Source organism: Hydrogenophaga sp. PBL-H3 (assembly GCF_010104355.1).
Classification (GTDB): domain Bacteria; phylum Pseudomonadota; class Gammaproteobacteria; order Burkholderiales; family Burkholderiaceae_C; genus Hydrogenophaga.
In genome coordinates this window covers 1089181-1102709 of sequence record NZ_CP044972.1, presented here as the reverse complement: position 1 = coordinate 1102709, position 13529 = coordinate 1089181, and the positions used below count along the sequence as shown (strand labels likewise).

Here is a 13529-nt window from a genome sequence, read left to right as displayed (position 1 = left end):
TCGTCACAGCGGTGTTCGACTCGCTACCAATGTCCTGGCGGAACATTCGGTCAGCATGGTCGCTACGCCAAAGCCTGCGGCCTAGTCAGCTCTGTCAAACGTTTAGCGGCTCCGAAGCGTTTCAAGACGCGCCGCCACTTGGGTCGCGAGGGTCGCATATCCTTCGGCGTTCGGAAGATACCGAATGTGCCGAATCGCTGCTACGTCGAAGGGGACGTCAGTCGCAGACTGAGCGATTAAGATTACGTCACGGCCGAGCGTGTGTGCGATCCCCGTCTCGTAAAAGACGTTGGGATTTCGGCCAGTGAGGTCGCAGATCACCACCTTGGCCTTGCCAATCAATGACACCACGTCCTGAATGATGTGGTCGTGGTCCCAAATGTCGTCCCCGCGTTGGCACGTCATTCGCAGCCCTGTTGCGGCGCCTTGCAGAGCGGCATAAACCGGGTTAAATCGAGCGTCGAAGGGCATCATCACGGCAACGAGGCTCTCGTCGACAGGATCGTCGGTCAGATCAAAAACCTTCGGTTTCAGGCGCTGACCGTGCCCTGCACGCAATAGAACCCTGAAGAGGTCAATGTCTTTGATCGCCCAGTGGGTTCGAGAGAATTCGAACTCTTCGATGCCAAGCTCGTGCCGAAGCTCCGCGAGCTTTGCGTTCGGAATCGGCGGAATGTCTGGGTCATACGTGTATTCAAGCTGGTAGTCAAACCCGGGGCCAGTGCTTCTAATCCGCGTTAGCGTTCCGATGTGCGCCGATCCTTGGCTGTTGTCGTAGCTTGTCTCGGCAACGAATAGCGCAGGTAGTTGAGCAACCGCAGTAGTGTCCATTGCACCGTTCGGCATGAACCGGGTGACTATGTCGGCTTCTGTGTACTCAAGCGTCCGGCCGCGACCAAACGCCCGCCTGTTCGGCTCCCACCCGTTCCCGGACACCAGCAGATTGAACATGCACCGCCTTCGATTTTTTAGTGGCGGTCAGTATATTCGCCGCTCTCCAAACTGCTCGGCGCAAGTGAACTCGCACATGTGCGGTTGCGACGCTGGTCTTTGGCTTCTACCACCGTGGCGAGACCGACAGTTTGGAGTACCTCACCGAGCTGCCGATCTGGGCGCTCAGCTTGCGGCCGAGCGCCCGGGAGACCTTAAAGGGAGGCGTCCTTGATCTTCTTCAGGGGGCGAACCTTCACACGCACGGTGGCGGGCTTGGCCGCGAACTCGCGCTCAACCTTGGTGAAGGGGTCGATGCCACGGCGTTTCTTCTTGGCGGGGATCGCTTGCGCGGTGATCTTGAGCAGACCTGGCAGCGTGAACTCGCCCAGGCCCTTCTTGCTCATGGAGGCCACGATCGTGGCTTCCAGCGCAGCCAACACAGCTTTGGCGGCCTTCGGCTCGACACCGGCGACCTCAGCCAGGTGAACCTGGAGCGTGGTCTTATTGAAGGCCGTCTTGATCGGCTTCAGTGTCGCCACGCTTGCCGCCGGCTTCTTGGCCACGGTGGCCTTGGGAGCCACAACTGGCTTTTTCGCGGCGGGAGCTGCCTTCTTCGCAGCGATGGTCTTCTTTGCAGTTGCCATGGATTTATCTACTTTCGATTGATGAAGATGCGCAAAACGCGCAACGCGATTGTAGAAACCATGAGCGCGCACGCGAACGCTAAGAACCGTGGTGTCTGATTGCTGGAAAGCGTTGAACTTCGCCCTGCGTGTCAGGCGACTATCTGCCACGTAGAAGTGCGCACGTGGGAAGGCAGCTCCAGACTGGTTGCGGAAGTTCGCAGAAGAAATAGGGGCAATGAGAATCCAGCACGATGCAGCCGTTCAGGATTCCGAAGGCAATGACTGGTTTTCAGTTCTTACCGATCCTTGACGTGGCTTTATCCTGAATGGCTGGCGCACGCCTCGCCATGCGCCGCAGACACCAGCTCGTCCAGAATGCCGCAGTGCCCTTCGTGCGAGCCCGAGCAGCGCGCCCGCAACTGCAGCAACTGTTTCTCCAGCGCCCGCATGCTCTTGAGCCGTGCGCGCACCCGCGCCAGCTGTTCATCCACCAGCATGTCCACGTCGCTGCAATCAGCCAGCGGCGCATCTACAAAACCCAGCAAACGGTTCACATCGGCCAGCGGCATGTCCAACGCCCGGCAGTGCCGGATAAAGGACAGACGCTCTAGATGCTGCGCAGCGTAGTCTCGGTAACCGTTGTCTCGCCGCGCCGGCTCGGGCAGAAGACCCTGCTTTTCGTAGTAGCGGATGGTTTCAACATCCACGCCCGTGGCGCGGGAAAGGTCCTTGATCTGCATGTTGAAGCCCTCAGTTCAAACAAGTGATTGACACTGTAGCGACTCCAGGGTTTCCAATGCAGGCATCGAAAGGAAAAACCATGTCCGCCCATTGCTGTGAACACGACACCCCCAAGGCCGAGTCCCTCGTCAACCTGCCGCGCTACCGCAAGATCCTCTGGATCGCGTTGATCGTCAACGCCGCCATGTTTCTGGTGGAGATTGGCGCCGGCTTCCAGTCGGGCTCGCTCTCGCTGCTGGCCGATGCGGTGGACTTTGCGGGCGACGCGCTCAACTACGCCGTGTCGCTCGCCGTGCTGGCGTCTGCCCTGGCCTGGCGCGCCCGCGCGGCCATGCTCAAGGCCGTGAGCATGATGGGCTTTGGCCTATATGTGCTGGGCGCTGCGGTGTGGTCGGTGTGGCACGGCGGGGTCCCGCAAGCCACGACCATGGGTGCGGTGGCGCTGCTGGCACTCGTGGCCAACGTGGCCGTGGCCTGGATGCTCTACGCGTTTCGCGAGGGCGACGCCAACATGCGCAGCGTGTGGCTGTGCTCGCGCAACGACGCCATCGGTAACGTGGCGGTGTTCATGGCCGCGCTCGGTGTGTTCGGCACCGGCTCTGCCTGGCCCGACCTGTTGGTGGCCAGTCTCATGGCGGCTCTGGCGTTACACGGCGGTTGGACCGTGTTGCGGCAGGCCAGGGGTGAGCTTGGCGAGAGCAAAAACGAGGGAGGCGGCCATGGCCACGTCCACTGAAACGATGTCAGACCGTCAATGCGACAAAGACACCTTTGCTCGACTAGTCCATGCGGCGAAGATCGCTGAGTCCCCTCAGCAGGCGTGGCTGTACCTTGAGGCTGCGCATGTCGCGGGGCAGCTCCACGTTAAGCCGCATCTGCAGACGCACGCCCTGATGCTGCGGTTGGCATGGCGCACCCGCGACTGGGCAGAAGCTGCTGGGCAGGTACTCAGACTGGCTTTGGTGCCTTTGGGGCATTTGAGCGGGCGCTTGCCCTTGGGCAACCCGGGTAGATCAACCGTGAGCGCCTTCGAGCCGCTTCCCGTGCGTCAGGAACTGGCCGAGCTGATTGCTCAAGCAGCCCAGCCGCTGCGTTGAAGATCGTCCCGCGAAACCGCCGGCCAAAACGTGCGAATCGATGTTTCCACATTGCTTGACTGCTCGGTTGAGCAAGCGGTCGCCAATGCCAAGACAACGCAACTGCTCAAGTTCGTTGCCCATCCGTTGGTTCACTTCGCACCGATCAACCCAAGCTCTTGGCCCGTGGAATGGTCCGAGGGCACCTTCTGGGTCGCAGTGCGACTACTGGGCTTCCTGCCTTTTGGCAAACAAGCCATCGTGATCTCCTTTCCTCAGTCTGGGGGAGGATTCCTGCTCCGTGACAACGGCCACAGCGCCCTGGTCAAGGTTTGGGACCACACCATCTCGATCACATCAAACGCCGGGCGAACCCGCTACAAGGATTCGGTAATCATCGATGCGGGCCTGCTCACGCTCCCAGTCTGGTTGTTTGCACAAGCGTTTTACCGGCACCGACAGCGCCGTTGGCGCCTGCTCGCTAGGCGGTTATCGATGGGCGAAGTGCTCCCGCCGTGAACTGCCACACATCAACTGGTCTATCCCACGGCCCTAAAATTCAACTATGCGTCTGTTCTTGGCTCTTTTGATGCTCACACTGCTGCCGTTGCAGTTCTCTGCCGCAGCGGATGCTGACTGCTGCGGCCATGGGGCGGCCTTCGAGCAATCTCCAACCAATCACCACCAGCCCATCCACCAGCCGGTGATTTCCGGCACGGACGGCATGGGCTCCGACGTTTTTGGGTTCGATCTTGACTGTGGCACCTGTCACGCCAACTGCACGGCCGCCGTGATGGCAACGACCGAGACCGTTGTGGACCCAGCTGGCATCGAGCGAGGTGAGCACCTCGTTGAACTTGTCTTGTTGCCCTGGCACGAGCAACCCTACAGGCCCCAATGGTCCGCCCCGCAAGGCTCGGGGATGAACGTTTTCGCCTGATGCGCTGACAGGCACCTCTTCCCCGATCCGCTGGCATCAAGTGGCCATCACCTCATGCGGTGGTCATCCCCGGATCGTTTTGGAAGGACTCTCTCATGAATACTCGCTGGACCCAGCGAAACCCGCGATGGACTTGGCTTGCTGCCGTCGCGGCTCTCTTGTTTGTTGATCAACTCAGCAAATCGTATTTCTCCACCATCCTCGAACTGGGTGAAGCGGTTCGGGTCACCGACTGGTTCAACTTCGTGCATGTGCTCAACGCAGGTGCGGCATTCTCGTTTTTGGCGGATGCCGGTGGCTGGCAACGCTGGTTTTTCATCGGCGTTTCGGTGCTGGTGGTGGGCTTCGTTTCAGTGGTAAGCCTCGCGCGGCAAGCCGAACCGATGGACCGCTGGCTGGGCGCCTTTGTGGCTGGCGGTGGTGGCGGCAACCTCGTGGACCGCGTCCAGATCGGCGCTGTGGTGGATTTCCTCGACTTTCACTGGCGCAACATCCATTGGCCGGCCTTCAATCTCGCCGATGTCTTCATCGTCTGCGCCGCGCTGACCTGGTGCCTTGCTTCATTGAAAGCGCCACCGCGCCAACCGACCCGCAAAACCCCTGAGGAGCTTCCTTCATGAAGCGTGGATGGTTCTGGATCCTGGGCGCCTGGGCCTTCGCTCTTGCGTCCACTCTCGGGGCGCTTTTTATCGGTGAAGTCATGGGCATGACGCCCTGTCTGCTCTGCTGGTATCAGCGCATCTGCATGTTCCCGTTGGCCATCATCCTGGGCATGGCCGCGTTCGCCGAAGACCGCCGCGGTGCGGTGTACGCGTTGCCGCTGGCCTTGGGTGGTGCCGCCATCGCGGGCTACCACACCGCGCTGATCGCTGGGTGGGTGCCCCAGTGGTGGGTGCCCTGCGGCGCCGGGCCTTCGTGCAGCGAACAGAGCCTAGAGATCCTGAACGGCATCCAGATTCCCTGGTTGTCTCTCCTGGCCTTCATCGCCATCGCCTTCCTGCTTTTTGTCTATTTGAGAAAGTCCCGTTCATGAACGCCAAAAAATTCACCGTCATCGGCCTGGTGGCCATCGTTGCCTTGTTCTTCTACCTGGGCATGAACGCCTATCAATCGCGGGTGCAGACCGCGCAGGACGTGCAGGTCAAGGCCGAGCAGACCCGCCTGGTGCGCATGCACTCACCGGTGTTCGGCCCGCAGAACGCACCCGTCACCATCGTCGAGTTCTTTGACCCCGCCTGCGAGACCTGCCGCGCGTTTTATCCCATCGTCAAGAACCTCATGGCCCAGTACCCCAACGACGTGCGGCTCGTGATCCGGTACGCGCCGTTTCACCAGGGTTCGGACGTGGTGGTCAAGCTGCTGGAGTCGGCCAAGAGCCAGGCCAAGTACCAGCCGGTGCTGGAATCGTTGTTGGCCGCGCAGCCCGCCTGGGCCGACCACGGTCAACCCAGCATCGAGACCGCATTCAAGGTAGCCGAGCAGGCCGGGCTGGACCTCGTCAAGGCGCGGCAGGACATGGAAAAACCCGGTATGCAGGCAGTCCTGCAGCAGGACATAGAAGACCTTACCGCGCTGCAAGTCACCAAGACGCCCACCTTCTTCGTCAACGGCCGCAGCCTGTCCAGTTTCGGGCCCGATCAGCTTGCCGCACTGGTAGCAGAAGAATTGGCCAAGGTGAAGAAATGAGAGAGATGGCTCCCGTACGTCCTTTCAACCGACGCAAGGTGTTGGTGTTGAGCGCTTCGTGGTTTGCGTCAGGTGGTCTCCTGGCGGGCTGTTCGCCCCAGGCGCCCACCTTCAAGAGCACCGACATCACAGGGGCTGCTTTTGCACAGGACCTAAAGCTCACCGACCACACCGGGCAGGTGCGCACCATGGCCGATTTCCGCGGTAAGGCTGTGGTGGTGTTTTTCGGCTTCACGCAGTGCCCCGATGTGTGCCCCACCTCCATGACCACCCTGGCCGAGGTAAAACGCCTCATGGGCGATCAAGGCAAGCAGTTGCAGGTGCTCTTCATCACAGTGGACCCGGAGCGCGATACGTTGCCCTTACTCAAGGAGTACATGACCAACTTCGACCCGAGCTTTCTGGCGCTGCGCCCTGAACCGACCGAGCTCAAGGCCGTCGCTGACAGCTTCAAGATCTACTACCGAAAAGCCGAGGGCTCGACACCCACCTCGTACACGATGGACCATTCGGCGGGTAAGTACGTGTTCGACACCAACGGAGCCGTGCGCCTGTTTTCGAGTTACGGGACCGAGCCCGCCGTGATCGCCCAATACATCCTGGCCCTGCTGAAATCCATGGACGCCTGACTACCCGTTGCCGGTATGAAAACACTGCTGCTCTACCTGGCCACCGCCATCGCCGAGATCGTGGGTTGCTACTTGCCGTTGTTGTGGCTGCGCGGTCAGGGGTCGGGCTGGCTGTTGTTGCCCGCAGCGGCCGTGAGCCTGGCCACCTTCGCCTGGCTGCTGACCCTCCACGCCGCGCCCTCGGGGCGGGTATACGCGGCCTACGGCGGGGTCTATGTGGCGGTTGCGCTGGCATGGCTCTGGTCGGTCGATGGCGTTCGCCCGTCGATCTGGGATGGGGTGGGCGTGGCGGTCACGCTGGCGGGCATGGCGATCATTGCGTACCAACCCCGAGCATGAAACAAGAGGGCCTGCTGACCATGAAAGAAGCCAATGCGTCTGTCTCTCACCGAGCGTCGGTATCAAACGCGTTGGGTGCCACTGCATGACCCGCCGCCACATTGTTTTCCTCTCGGCGCTGGCCGCCCTCGCGGTGTTTGCTGCCGCCGTCTTTCTTTATCAGCGACACACGCTGCAGCTTGCGGCGTTGCAGGCTTCAGAGCAGGCCGGCGCGATGGTGCGACCGCACTCGCCGATCATTGGTGCCGAGGATGCGCCGGTCACCATCGTCGAGTTCTTCGATCCCGCCTGTGAGGCGTGCAAGGCCTTCCATCCTCGCGTGAAACAGATCCTGGCGGCGTTTCCGCGTGAGACGCGCTTGGTGATTCGGTACACGCCGTTTCATAGGGAGGCGTCTGTGGAAGCGGTGAGGATTCTTGAAGCAGCGCGTGCACAGCGGAAATTTGAACCTGTGCTTGACGCCTTGCTGGACGGGCAGCGGGCGTGGACGGGTCAACGCACGAACGCCTCCTTGCGAGCGTGGGCCATTGCGCAATCGGTCGGCCTGGACGTGGAGCAGGCACGCCAGTACATCGCCGCTGGTTCGGTGGATGCCTTGCTGGCGCAAGACGTCGTGGATCTGAAGGCGATCGGGGTTCGAGCCACCCCGACCTTCTTCGTCAACGGTAAGCCGCTGTCTTCGACCGATCCGGATCAGCTCTTCGAGCTGGTCAAGAGAGAGGTGGAGCGCCTTCGGTAGTCGCCGTGAGCATGAGCGATTGCCTCGTGACTTTGGTGCGAGGGCGCAGCACTTGACGGCGATTTCTCGCGCATGGCGACGCATTGGACAGCGCACGTTGGTTCTCAGCGCCTTTGGTCGCGCGCCAGTGCGATGAACCCTGTCTCTCGGAACACCACGCCGTCTTTTTTCAGCGTGGCAAAAGTGGGGTAAAGCGCCTAGTGGGTCACGGCCAGTTCGGTTACCACGGACTTCAGACCGGACCCGATGCGCAGGTGATCTCGACCTCGTGTATGCGCTGCACGAATAGTTTGACGCCCAACTCGCCGATCACGGCAAGGACGCCATGGCTGGCCATGCTGGGCACGGCGATATGAAGAAGCAGTGAGGCTGCTTCAGATCCGCAGGAGCCTCGCCTTCAACCCGAGCTCAAGCAGCTCCCCTAACCACCACACCAACATCCTCGCCGCCGTGGCTGCAATTGTTCTTCTGGTAGCCGTCGTGCTGCCAGCCGAATACGGCGTCGATCCCACCGACATCGGCCGCGTCTTGCGCATGACCGAGATGGGCGAGATCAAGCAGCAACTGGCGGCAGAAGCTGCTGCCGACGCTGCTGCTGTTCCAGCATCTCCCGCGCAGGCAGACGGCGCCGATGGCATAGCCACGGCCGGCGCTGCCCAGCCTTCGACTCCAGCACCCGCACCAGCGCCAGTAGCTGCCGCAGCCCCCAAGATTGATTGGCGCGACGAAGTGCCCGCACCTTGACGCCTGGAGAGGGCACTGAGATCAAGCTGAAGATGGTCCAGGGTGCCAAAGCCGAGTATTCGTGGGTGGTCGAAGGTGGAGAGGTGAACTTCGACACGCACTGAGATGCATCGGGCAAATCGATCAGCTACGAAAAAGGCCGTGGGGTTGCGGCCGATAAAGGCGTGCTGGAAGCGGCATTCACGGGCAACCACGGCTGGTACTGGCGCAACCGGGGCCAGGCCAACGTCAAGGTCATCCTGCGCACGCGCGGTGACTACACCGACATCAAGCAAATGAAGTGAATGCAGGGCGCTGCGACTTTTGTTACAGCGCCCACTTCGAACACGCTTCAGGACTTACCCTCGGCGTTTCCAACCCCGCAGCAGCAGCGCGTTGCTCACCACACTCACGCTGCTCAGCGCCATGGCAGCACCCGCCACCACTGGGTTGAGCAGACCGGCCACCGCCAGCGGGATGCCGATCACGTTGTAGGCGAAGGCCCAGAACAGGTTCTGGCGGATCTTGCGGTAGGTGCGGCGCGAGATGTCGATCGCGTCGGCCACCAGCGCGGGGTCGCCCCGCATCAGGGTGATCCCGGCGGCGTGCATGGCCACGTCGGTGCCAGTGGACATGGCAATGCCCACGTCGGCCGAGGCCAGCGCAGGGGCATCGTTGATGCCGTCGCCCACCATGGCCACAGAGCGGCCTCCTCCCTTGAGCTGGTTCACGATGGCTGCCTTGTCTGCCGGCAACACCTGGGCTTCGATCTGGTCAATGCCCAGAGCACTCCCGACGGCCATCGCGCTTCCCAGGTTGTCGCCAGTGACCATCACCGTGCGAATGCCCAGAGCTTGCAGGCTCCGAATGGCGATGATGGCGCTGGCCTTGGGCGCATCGCCAAAAGCCAGCATGCCCACCAGAACAGGTGCTTGCGTCACGTCGGCGAGCCATGAGACCGTGCGTCCTTCGTCTTCGAGCTGGCGGGCGGGTCCGGCCAGTGCCGAAGTGTCCACGCCCAGTTCCTGCATGTATCGCGGACTGCCCAGACGCAATGCACGACCCTGCACCTCGGCCGACATGCCGCGTCCCGGCACGGCGCTCACCTTGGCGGCTGAGAGCAGCTCAAGGCCGGCCTCTTCAGCGGCGTTCATCACTGCGCGTGCCAGCGGGTGCTCGCTACCCGCCTGGATCGCGGCACTCCAGGACAGCAACTCATCGTCGTGGCCGGGGGCCGGCACCGCCGCGACCAGCGTCGGCTTGCCTTCGGTGAGCGTGCCCGTCTTGTCGAACGCGACGGTGTCAATGCGGTGCGCGACCTCCAGCGCTTCGGCATCCTTGATCAGGATGCCCTGGCGAGCGGCCACCCCGGTGCCCGCCATGATGGCAGTCGGTGTCGCCAGGCCCAGTGCACAAGGACAGGCGATCACCAGCACCGCCACCGCGTTCAAAATGGCCTGCTCCCAGTTTCCGGTGGTCAGGCCCCAGCCCAGCAGGGTGAGTGCGGCGATCAGCAGCACCACCGGCACAAAGATGGCGCTCACCTGGTCCACGATTCGCTGGATCGGGGCTTTCTTCGCCTGCGCCGATTCGACCATGCGCACAATGCGCGAGAGCGTTGACTCGGCACCCACCGCAGTGGTCTCCACCAGCAGCAGTCCTTCGGCGTTGACAGCACCGCCGGTGACCTTGTCGCCCGCGTGTTTGGCCACCGGCAGACTCTCGCCCGTGATCAGCGATTCGTCCACCTGGCTGGAGCCGATGGTGATGACACCGTCCACCGGAACGCGCTCACCCGGGCGAATCACCACGGTGTCACCCACCTTCACCTGCGAAATGGCGACGTCCACGTCGCCATAAGGCATGCGCACCCGCGCCACCTCGGGCTTGAGGGCGTTGAGGGCGGCGATGGCGGCCGTGGTCTGGCGTTTGGCGCGCGACTCCAGCCATTTGCCCAGCAGCACCAGCGTGATGATCACCGCCGAAGCCTCGAAGTACAGGTGCGGCATGCCGTGTTCGGCGTGCTTGAACAGCAGATACACGCTCAGGCCGTATCCGGCGCTGGTGCCCAGCGCCACCAGCAGGTCCATGTTGCCAGCGCCGGCACGCACCGCCTTCCAGCCCGCGCGGTAGAAGCGCGCACCCAGCCAGAATTGAACGGGTGTGGCCAATGCGAGCTGCAACCAGCCATTGATCGTCCAATCGCTGCCCAAGAGCATGGCGAACATGGGCAGCACCAAAGGCAGCGACAGCGCAGCGGCCAGCGCCACCGGCCACCAGGGTTCGCCCTTGCGTTTTGCGGGCTCGGCACCCGGCTCCGCACTGGTTTCTTCGCCCACGCTGTAACCGGCCTTTTGCACCGCAGCCACCAGGCTGGCAGCCAGCGTGGAAGAGGCCGCGTTCACCGTGGCCCGTTCGGTGGTCAGGTTGACGCTGACCTCCTTCACGCCAGCAACGGCCTTCAAGGCTCTTTCGACGCGGCCGACGCACGAGGCGCAGGTCATGCCTTCGATGGGAAACTGATGCTCGATGAGCGACAAGGTGGCGGTGTTCATGAGGCACTCCAAGGGTTGAGGGTGGAGCGAATGGTTGGCCTTGCCACGGTGGCAAGCGCAACGGCAGATGCGACTTGACATTGCCACCGTGGCAATACCCACAGTGCGGGTTCCCTCAACCCTCTTACGGAGTCATCCATGCACGAATTCCACCTCCCCGACATGACCTGCGGCCACTGCGCTTCCAAGGTGAACGTCACCCTGAAACTGGTTGATCCAGCATGCGAGATCCAGGTCGATCTGCCGCGGCGTTTGATCACCGTGAAAAGCGGTGAAGACCGCGATGTTCTGGTCGAAGCGCTGGCTGACGCTGGCTATCCAACCCTTTGAACCCCGCTCCTCAGGGCTCTCCCGGTGAGGGCCTTGACCTTCCCACCATGACAAGCTACATCCTTCGACCGTTGGAGTCATTCAAACCCCGGATCGCACTATGACCACTCTGATGAACATTGGCGAGGCGGCTGCCGCCGCAGGCGTCTCCGCCAAGATGATTCGCCACTATGAACAGATCGGCCTGCTGCCTGAGGCAGAGCGCAGCGATGCGGGTTACCGTCTGTATGGTGATCGTGAAGTCTCGGTACTGCGATTCGTCCGGCAGTCGCGCCATCTGGGGTTTTCGGTGGCCCAGATCGCCGAGCTCATCGGCCTGTGGAGCGATTCACAGCGCACGAGCCGCGAGGTGAAGGCCGTGGCGCAACGGCACCTGGCGGACCTGGAAGAGAAGCGGCGTGAAATCGAACAGATGATGGACGGGCTCTCGGTCTTGGTGAAGGCCTGCCATGGCAACGAACTGCCTCACTGCGCGATCCTGGACAAGCTATCGCGCGGCAGCCTGACCCAACACCAACCTCATCAAAAGCCGCAGCTCAAGAAGTCCCGTGCTCAGGCAGAGGCAACCAGCGCTGGCACCTCCAGCCCGATCGACCTCATGGCCTGGATGCGGGGCGTGCACGTTCACCATGACGCTCACTTAGAGGACAAGCCGTCACTGCCAAGGCAGCGAGCCGGTGTGTTCGGTGACGAACCGACCGACGTAGCGCCCAGTCGCACACTCTTTCGACGTGGGAGCCTGCCTTGACCTGCTTTCTTGATCTGCGTCAAGGCTGCTCAAGCGTCCAGGGTTAGCCTTGGATCGTTGCCTCTGTTCACCTGACTGATATGCACCTGTATCGCCACTCGCTGCGCCATGCCACCTGGATGATTTTGGCGGTGTGGCTGTTTGCGTTGGGAGCAGGTGTGGCCAATGCATGCCTTTTGAACGAATCGAACAACGGTAGTCAATCTTTGTTCGCGGCGATGCCACAGGATGTACCCGTCGCCCAAACCCATCACGGCGAACAATCCGATCCCGACGATGCCGGATGCTTGAAGTTTTGTGATGAAGCCGCTCTGGCCGTCACCAAGGTGGATCAGCCCATCGCCGATGTCAGTCCAGGGTTGGTGGGCTTGCCACACCAGGCATGGGGGCCATCCATGACCTCGGCCATCGCCACACGAGTCCGGGTGCAGGCCACCAGACCCGTGCATCTGACTGTGCCCACCGCAGCCCGCCCGCATCGGTTGACGTTGTAGGCCGCATTGCAGTCCATTGCGAAGAGTGCTTCCGCACTCTGGTCTGGCCAGATGGCCCCCGTCCCGTTTTTAGCTTCCGCCACCTTGTCGCCGCATGAGGCGGCTCTCATATTCATTCACAGAACACCACCATGAAAACTCTCCACACCATCTTCGCGATCTCTGCCGCCTTCTTGCTGACGGCATGCGCAAACCCAAGCGCACCGGGAACCGGCGCAATGTCGGTAGCCATAGCCGACGAACACAACGCCCATCAAGCGGCTGCGGCATCTTCTGCAGCACCTGCTGCCATGCCAAACGGCATGAAGGACATGCAGGCCATGCGCGACAAGATGATGAATGCCAAGACCCCAGCCGAACGGCAGGCCCTGATGAACGAGCACATGAAAACCATGCAAGAAGGCATGGCGATGATGAAAGGCATGAAGGGAACGGGCGGCATGCATGGCAAGGAAGGCATGCCAGGTATGTCCGGCATGAAGGAGATGCCCGTGGACATGGGCAAGCACCATCAGATGATGGAGATGCGCATGGACATGATGCAGACCATGATGGAAATGATGATGCAGCGCATGCCGGGTGCAGCCACCGCGCCCGTCAGCAAGTGACAAGCCATCAACGCTCAACCGGGTGCGATGGAACTGCGCATTGATCGCCAGGGGTGACACGTTCTCCCTCAACTTTCGCAGTCAACCCTGGCGGAGCGATTCAATGAACCCAGCCAACGACGAATCCAACGGGTCAACGTTCTGGCGCCGGCCTGCAGGCATGGTGCTGCTCACGGTTGCCTTGATCGCCGGCTTCTTTTTGCTGCGAGAGCACTGGGGTCATGTGCTGGGTTACTGGCCCTATCTGCTGCTGCTCGCTTGTCCGCTGATGCACTTGATGCACGGGAACGGCCACGGGGGGCATGGCAGCCATTCACAGGACTCCGGGCGTACCCACAACGACGAAAAATAGGCAGACGAAC

At 61.7% G+C, this 13529-nt stretch carries 20 protein-coding genes; 16 read left to right on the top strand and 4 right to left on the bottom strand.

Annotated features, from left to right (window positions below):
• Positions 1-102: 102 nt before the first annotated feature.
• The 3 genes from F9Z44_RS22855 to F9Z44_RS05365 form a co-directional block, all read right to left on the bottom strand.
• Positions 103-951: a hypothetical protein gene (locus tag F9Z44_RS22855; RefSeq protein WP_236574264.1), complete on the bottom strand. Its 849-nt coding sequence runs from the start codon at positions 949-951 to the stop codon at positions 103-105.
• A 194-nt stretch (positions 952-1145) separates the two neighbouring features.
• Positions 1146-1577: an HU family DNA-binding protein gene (locus F9Z44_RS05370; RefSeq protein ID WP_159608591.1), complete on the bottom strand. Its 432-nt coding sequence runs from the start codon at positions 1575-1577 to the stop codon at positions 1146-1148.
• Between the two features lie 299 nt (positions 1578-1876).
• On the bottom strand, positions 1877-2299 hold the full coding sequence (locus F9Z44_RS05365; RefSeq protein ID WP_159604241.1) for a Cd(II)/Pb(II)-responsive transcriptional regulator: 423 nt from the start codon (positions 2297-2299) through the stop codon (positions 1877-1879).
• Positions 2300-2379: 80 nt separating this feature from the next.
• Here F9Z44_RS05365 and F9Z44_RS05360 point away from each other — a divergent pair, with 80 nt between their 5' ends.
• From F9Z44_RS05360 to F9Z44_RS22850, 11 genes are all read left to right on the top strand, one after another.
• Positions 2380-3036, top strand: a complete 657-nt coding sequence (locus F9Z44_RS05360; protein WP_159604239.1) for a cation transporter — start codon at positions 2380-2382, stop codon at positions 3034-3036.
• Entirely contained in the window at positions 3020-3397 is a 378-nt protein-coding gene (locus F9Z44_RS05355) for a DUF3703 domain-containing protein (RefSeq protein ID WP_159604237.1), read from the top strand. The genes F9Z44_RS05360 and F9Z44_RS05355 overlap by 17 nt, the downstream gene beginning before the upstream one ends.
• A 30-nt stretch (positions 3398-3427) precedes the next feature.
• The gene (locus F9Z44_RS05350) at positions 3428-3895 is read left to right on the top strand and encodes a hypothetical protein (protein ID WP_159604235.1); all 468 of its coding nucleotides are present in this window, start codon (positions 3428-3430) and stop codon (positions 3893-3895) included.
• A 46-nt stretch (positions 3896-3941) separates the two neighbouring features.
• Positions 3942-4316, top strand: coding sequence for a hypothetical protein (locus F9Z44_RS05345; RefSeq protein ID WP_137922102.1), 375 nt, complete (start codon positions 3942-3944; stop codon positions 4314-4316).
• 95 nt (positions 4317-4411) lie between these two features.
• Positions 4412-4936 (top strand): signal peptidase II, encoded by a 525-nt coding sequence (gene lspA / locus F9Z44_RS05340; protein ID WP_137922103.1) that lies wholly within the window; start codon positions 4412-4414, stop codon positions 4934-4936.
• Complete coding sequence (locus tag F9Z44_RS05335) at positions 4933-5349, top strand: disulfide bond formation protein B (protein WP_137922104.1); 417 nt, start codon at positions 4933-4935, stop codon at positions 5347-5349. Before lspA ends, F9Z44_RS05335 begins: the two co-directional genes overlap by 4 nt.
• Positions 5346-6002 (top strand): DsbA family protein, encoded by a 657-nt coding sequence (locus tag F9Z44_RS05330; protein WP_159604233.1) that lies wholly within the window; start codon positions 5346-5348, stop codon positions 6000-6002. The genes F9Z44_RS05335 and F9Z44_RS05330 overlap by 4 nt, the downstream gene beginning before the upstream one ends.
• The gene (locus F9Z44_RS05325; RefSeq protein WP_159604231.1) at positions 5999-6631 is read left to right on the top strand and encodes an SCO family protein; all 633 of its coding nucleotides are present in this window, start codon (positions 5999-6001) and stop codon (positions 6629-6631) included. Before F9Z44_RS05330 ends, F9Z44_RS05325 begins: the two co-directional genes overlap by 4 nt.
• Before the next feature lie 15 nt (positions 6632-6646).
• On the top strand, positions 6647-6970 hold the full coding sequence (locus F9Z44_RS05320; protein WP_137922107.1) for a YnfA family protein: 324 nt from the start codon (positions 6647-6649) through the stop codon (positions 6968-6970).
• Positions 6971-7055: 85 nt separating this feature from the next.
• The gene (locus tag F9Z44_RS05315) at positions 7056-7709 is read left to right on the top strand and encodes a DsbA family protein (RefSeq protein ID WP_137922108.1); all 654 of its coding nucleotides are present in this window, start codon (positions 7056-7058) and stop codon (positions 7707-7709) included.
• A gap of 480 nt (positions 7710-8189) precedes the next feature.
• Positions 8190-8453 carry a hypothetical protein gene (locus F9Z44_RS22850; protein WP_236574263.1) on the top strand — a complete coding sequence of 88 codons (264 nt, stop codon included), beginning with the start codon at positions 8190-8192 and terminating at the stop codon, positions 8451-8453.
• Between the two features lie 338 nt (positions 8454-8791).
• Here the strand turns inward: F9Z44_RS22850 and F9Z44_RS05305 are convergent, their stop codons facing one another.
• Positions 8792-10987 carry a heavy metal translocating P-type ATPase gene (locus F9Z44_RS05305; RefSeq protein ID WP_274382139.1) on the bottom strand — a complete coding sequence of 732 codons (2196 nt, stop codon included), beginning with the start codon at positions 10985-10987 and terminating at the stop codon, positions 8792-8794.
• A gap of 138 nt (positions 10988-11125) precedes the next feature.
• On the opposite strand from F9Z44_RS05305, the gene F9Z44_RS05300 reads away from it, so the two are divergent.
• The 5 genes from F9Z44_RS05300 (at position 11126) to F9Z44_RS05280 (ending at position 13519) form a co-directional block, all read left to right on the top strand.
• Positions 11126-11317, top strand: coding sequence for a heavy-metal-associated domain-containing protein (locus F9Z44_RS05300; protein WP_137922110.1), 192 nt, complete (start codon positions 11126-11128; stop codon positions 11315-11317).
• Positions 11318-11417: 100 nt separating this feature from the next.
• A complete protein-coding gene (locus tag F9Z44_RS23230; protein WP_328793965.1) occupies positions 11418-12065 on the top strand; it encodes a MerR family DNA-binding protein in 648 nt (215 codons plus the stop codon).
• An 80-nt stretch (positions 12066-12145) separates the two neighbouring features.
• Positions 12146-12559: a hypothetical protein gene (locus F9Z44_RS05290; protein WP_159604227.1), complete on the top strand. Its 414-nt coding sequence runs from the start codon at positions 12146-12148 to the stop codon at positions 12557-12559.
• A gap of 131 nt (positions 12560-12690) precedes the next feature.
• On the top strand, positions 12691-13167 hold the full coding sequence (locus F9Z44_RS05285; RefSeq protein WP_159604225.1) for a hypothetical protein: 477 nt from the start codon (positions 12691-12693) through the stop codon (positions 13165-13167).
• 103 nt (positions 13168-13270) lie between these two features.
• Positions 13271-13519, top strand: coding sequence for a DUF2933 domain-containing protein (locus F9Z44_RS05280; protein ID WP_159604223.1), 249 nt, complete (start codon positions 13271-13273; stop codon positions 13517-13519).
• Positions 13520-13529: the final 10 nt, after the last annotated feature.

What these genes read in the sequence shown, in the direction of transcription:
- F9Z44_RS22855 (WP_236574264.1), bottom strand. Translation starts at nt 951, where the DNA reads ATGTTCAATCTGCTGGTGTCCGGGAACGGGTGGGAGCCGAACAGGCGG.
- F9Z44_RS05370 (WP_159608591.1), bottom strand. Translation starts at nt 1,577, where the DNA reads ATGGCAACTGCAAAGAAGACCATCGCTGCGAAGAAGGCAGCTCCCGCC.
- F9Z44_RS05365 (WP_159604241.1), bottom strand. Translation starts at nt 2,299, where the DNA reads ATGCAGATCAAGGACCTTTCCCGCGCCACGGGCGTGGATGTTGAAACC.
- F9Z44_RS05360 (WP_159604239.1), top strand. Translation starts at nt 2,380, where the DNA reads ATGTCCGCCCATTGCTGTGAACACGACACCCCCAAGGCCGAGTCCCTC.
- F9Z44_RS05355 (WP_159604237.1), top strand. Translation starts at nt 3,020, where the DNA reads ATGGCCACGTCCACTGAAACGATGTCAGACCGTCAATGCGACAAAGAC.
- F9Z44_RS05345 (WP_137922102.1), top strand. Translation starts at nt 3,942, where the DNA reads ATGCGTCTGTTCTTGGCTCTTTTGATGCTCACACTGCTGCCGTTGCAG.
- lspA (WP_137922103.1), top strand. Translation starts at nt 4,412, where the DNA reads ATGAATACTCGCTGGACCCAGCGAAACCCGCGATGGACTTGGCTTGCT.
- F9Z44_RS05335 (WP_137922104.1), top strand. Translation starts at nt 4,933, where the DNA reads ATGAAGCGTGGATGGTTCTGGATCCTGGGCGCCTGGGCCTTCGCTCTT.
- F9Z44_RS05330 (WP_159604233.1), top strand. Translation starts at nt 5,346, where the DNA reads ATGAACGCCAAAAAATTCACCGTCATCGGCCTGGTGGCCATCGTTGCC.
- F9Z44_RS05325 (WP_159604231.1), top strand. Translation starts at nt 5,999, where the DNA reads ATGAGAGAGATGGCTCCCGTACGTCCTTTCAACCGACGCAAGGTGTTG.
- F9Z44_RS05320 (WP_137922107.1), top strand. Translation starts at nt 6,647, where the DNA reads ATGAAAACACTGCTGCTCTACCTGGCCACCGCCATCGCCGAGATCGTG.
- F9Z44_RS05315 (WP_137922108.1), top strand. Translation starts at nt 7,056, where the DNA reads ATGACCCGCCGCCACATTGTTTTCCTCTCGGCGCTGGCCGCCCTCGCG.
- F9Z44_RS05305 (WP_274382139.1), bottom strand. Translation starts at nt 10,987, where the DNA reads ATGAACACCGCCACCTTGTCGCTCATCGAGCATCAGTTTCCCATCGAA.
- F9Z44_RS05300 (WP_137922110.1), top strand. Translation starts at nt 11,126, where the DNA reads ATGCACGAATTCCACCTCCCCGACATGACCTGCGGCCACTGCGCTTCC.
- F9Z44_RS23230 (WP_328793965.1), top strand. Translation starts at nt 11,418, where the DNA reads ATGACCACTCTGATGAACATTGGCGAGGCGGCTGCCGCCGCAGGCGTC.
- F9Z44_RS05290 (WP_159604227.1), top strand. Translation starts at nt 12,146, where the DNA reads ATGCACCTGTATCGCCACTCGCTGCGCCATGCCACCTGGATGATTTTG.
- F9Z44_RS05285 (WP_159604225.1), top strand. Translation starts at nt 12,691, where the DNA reads ATGAAAACTCTCCACACCATCTTCGCGATCTCTGCCGCCTTCTTGCTG.
- F9Z44_RS05280 (WP_159604223.1), top strand. Translation starts at nt 13,271, where the DNA reads ATGAACCCAGCCAACGACGAATCCAACGGGTCAACGTTCTGGCGCCGG.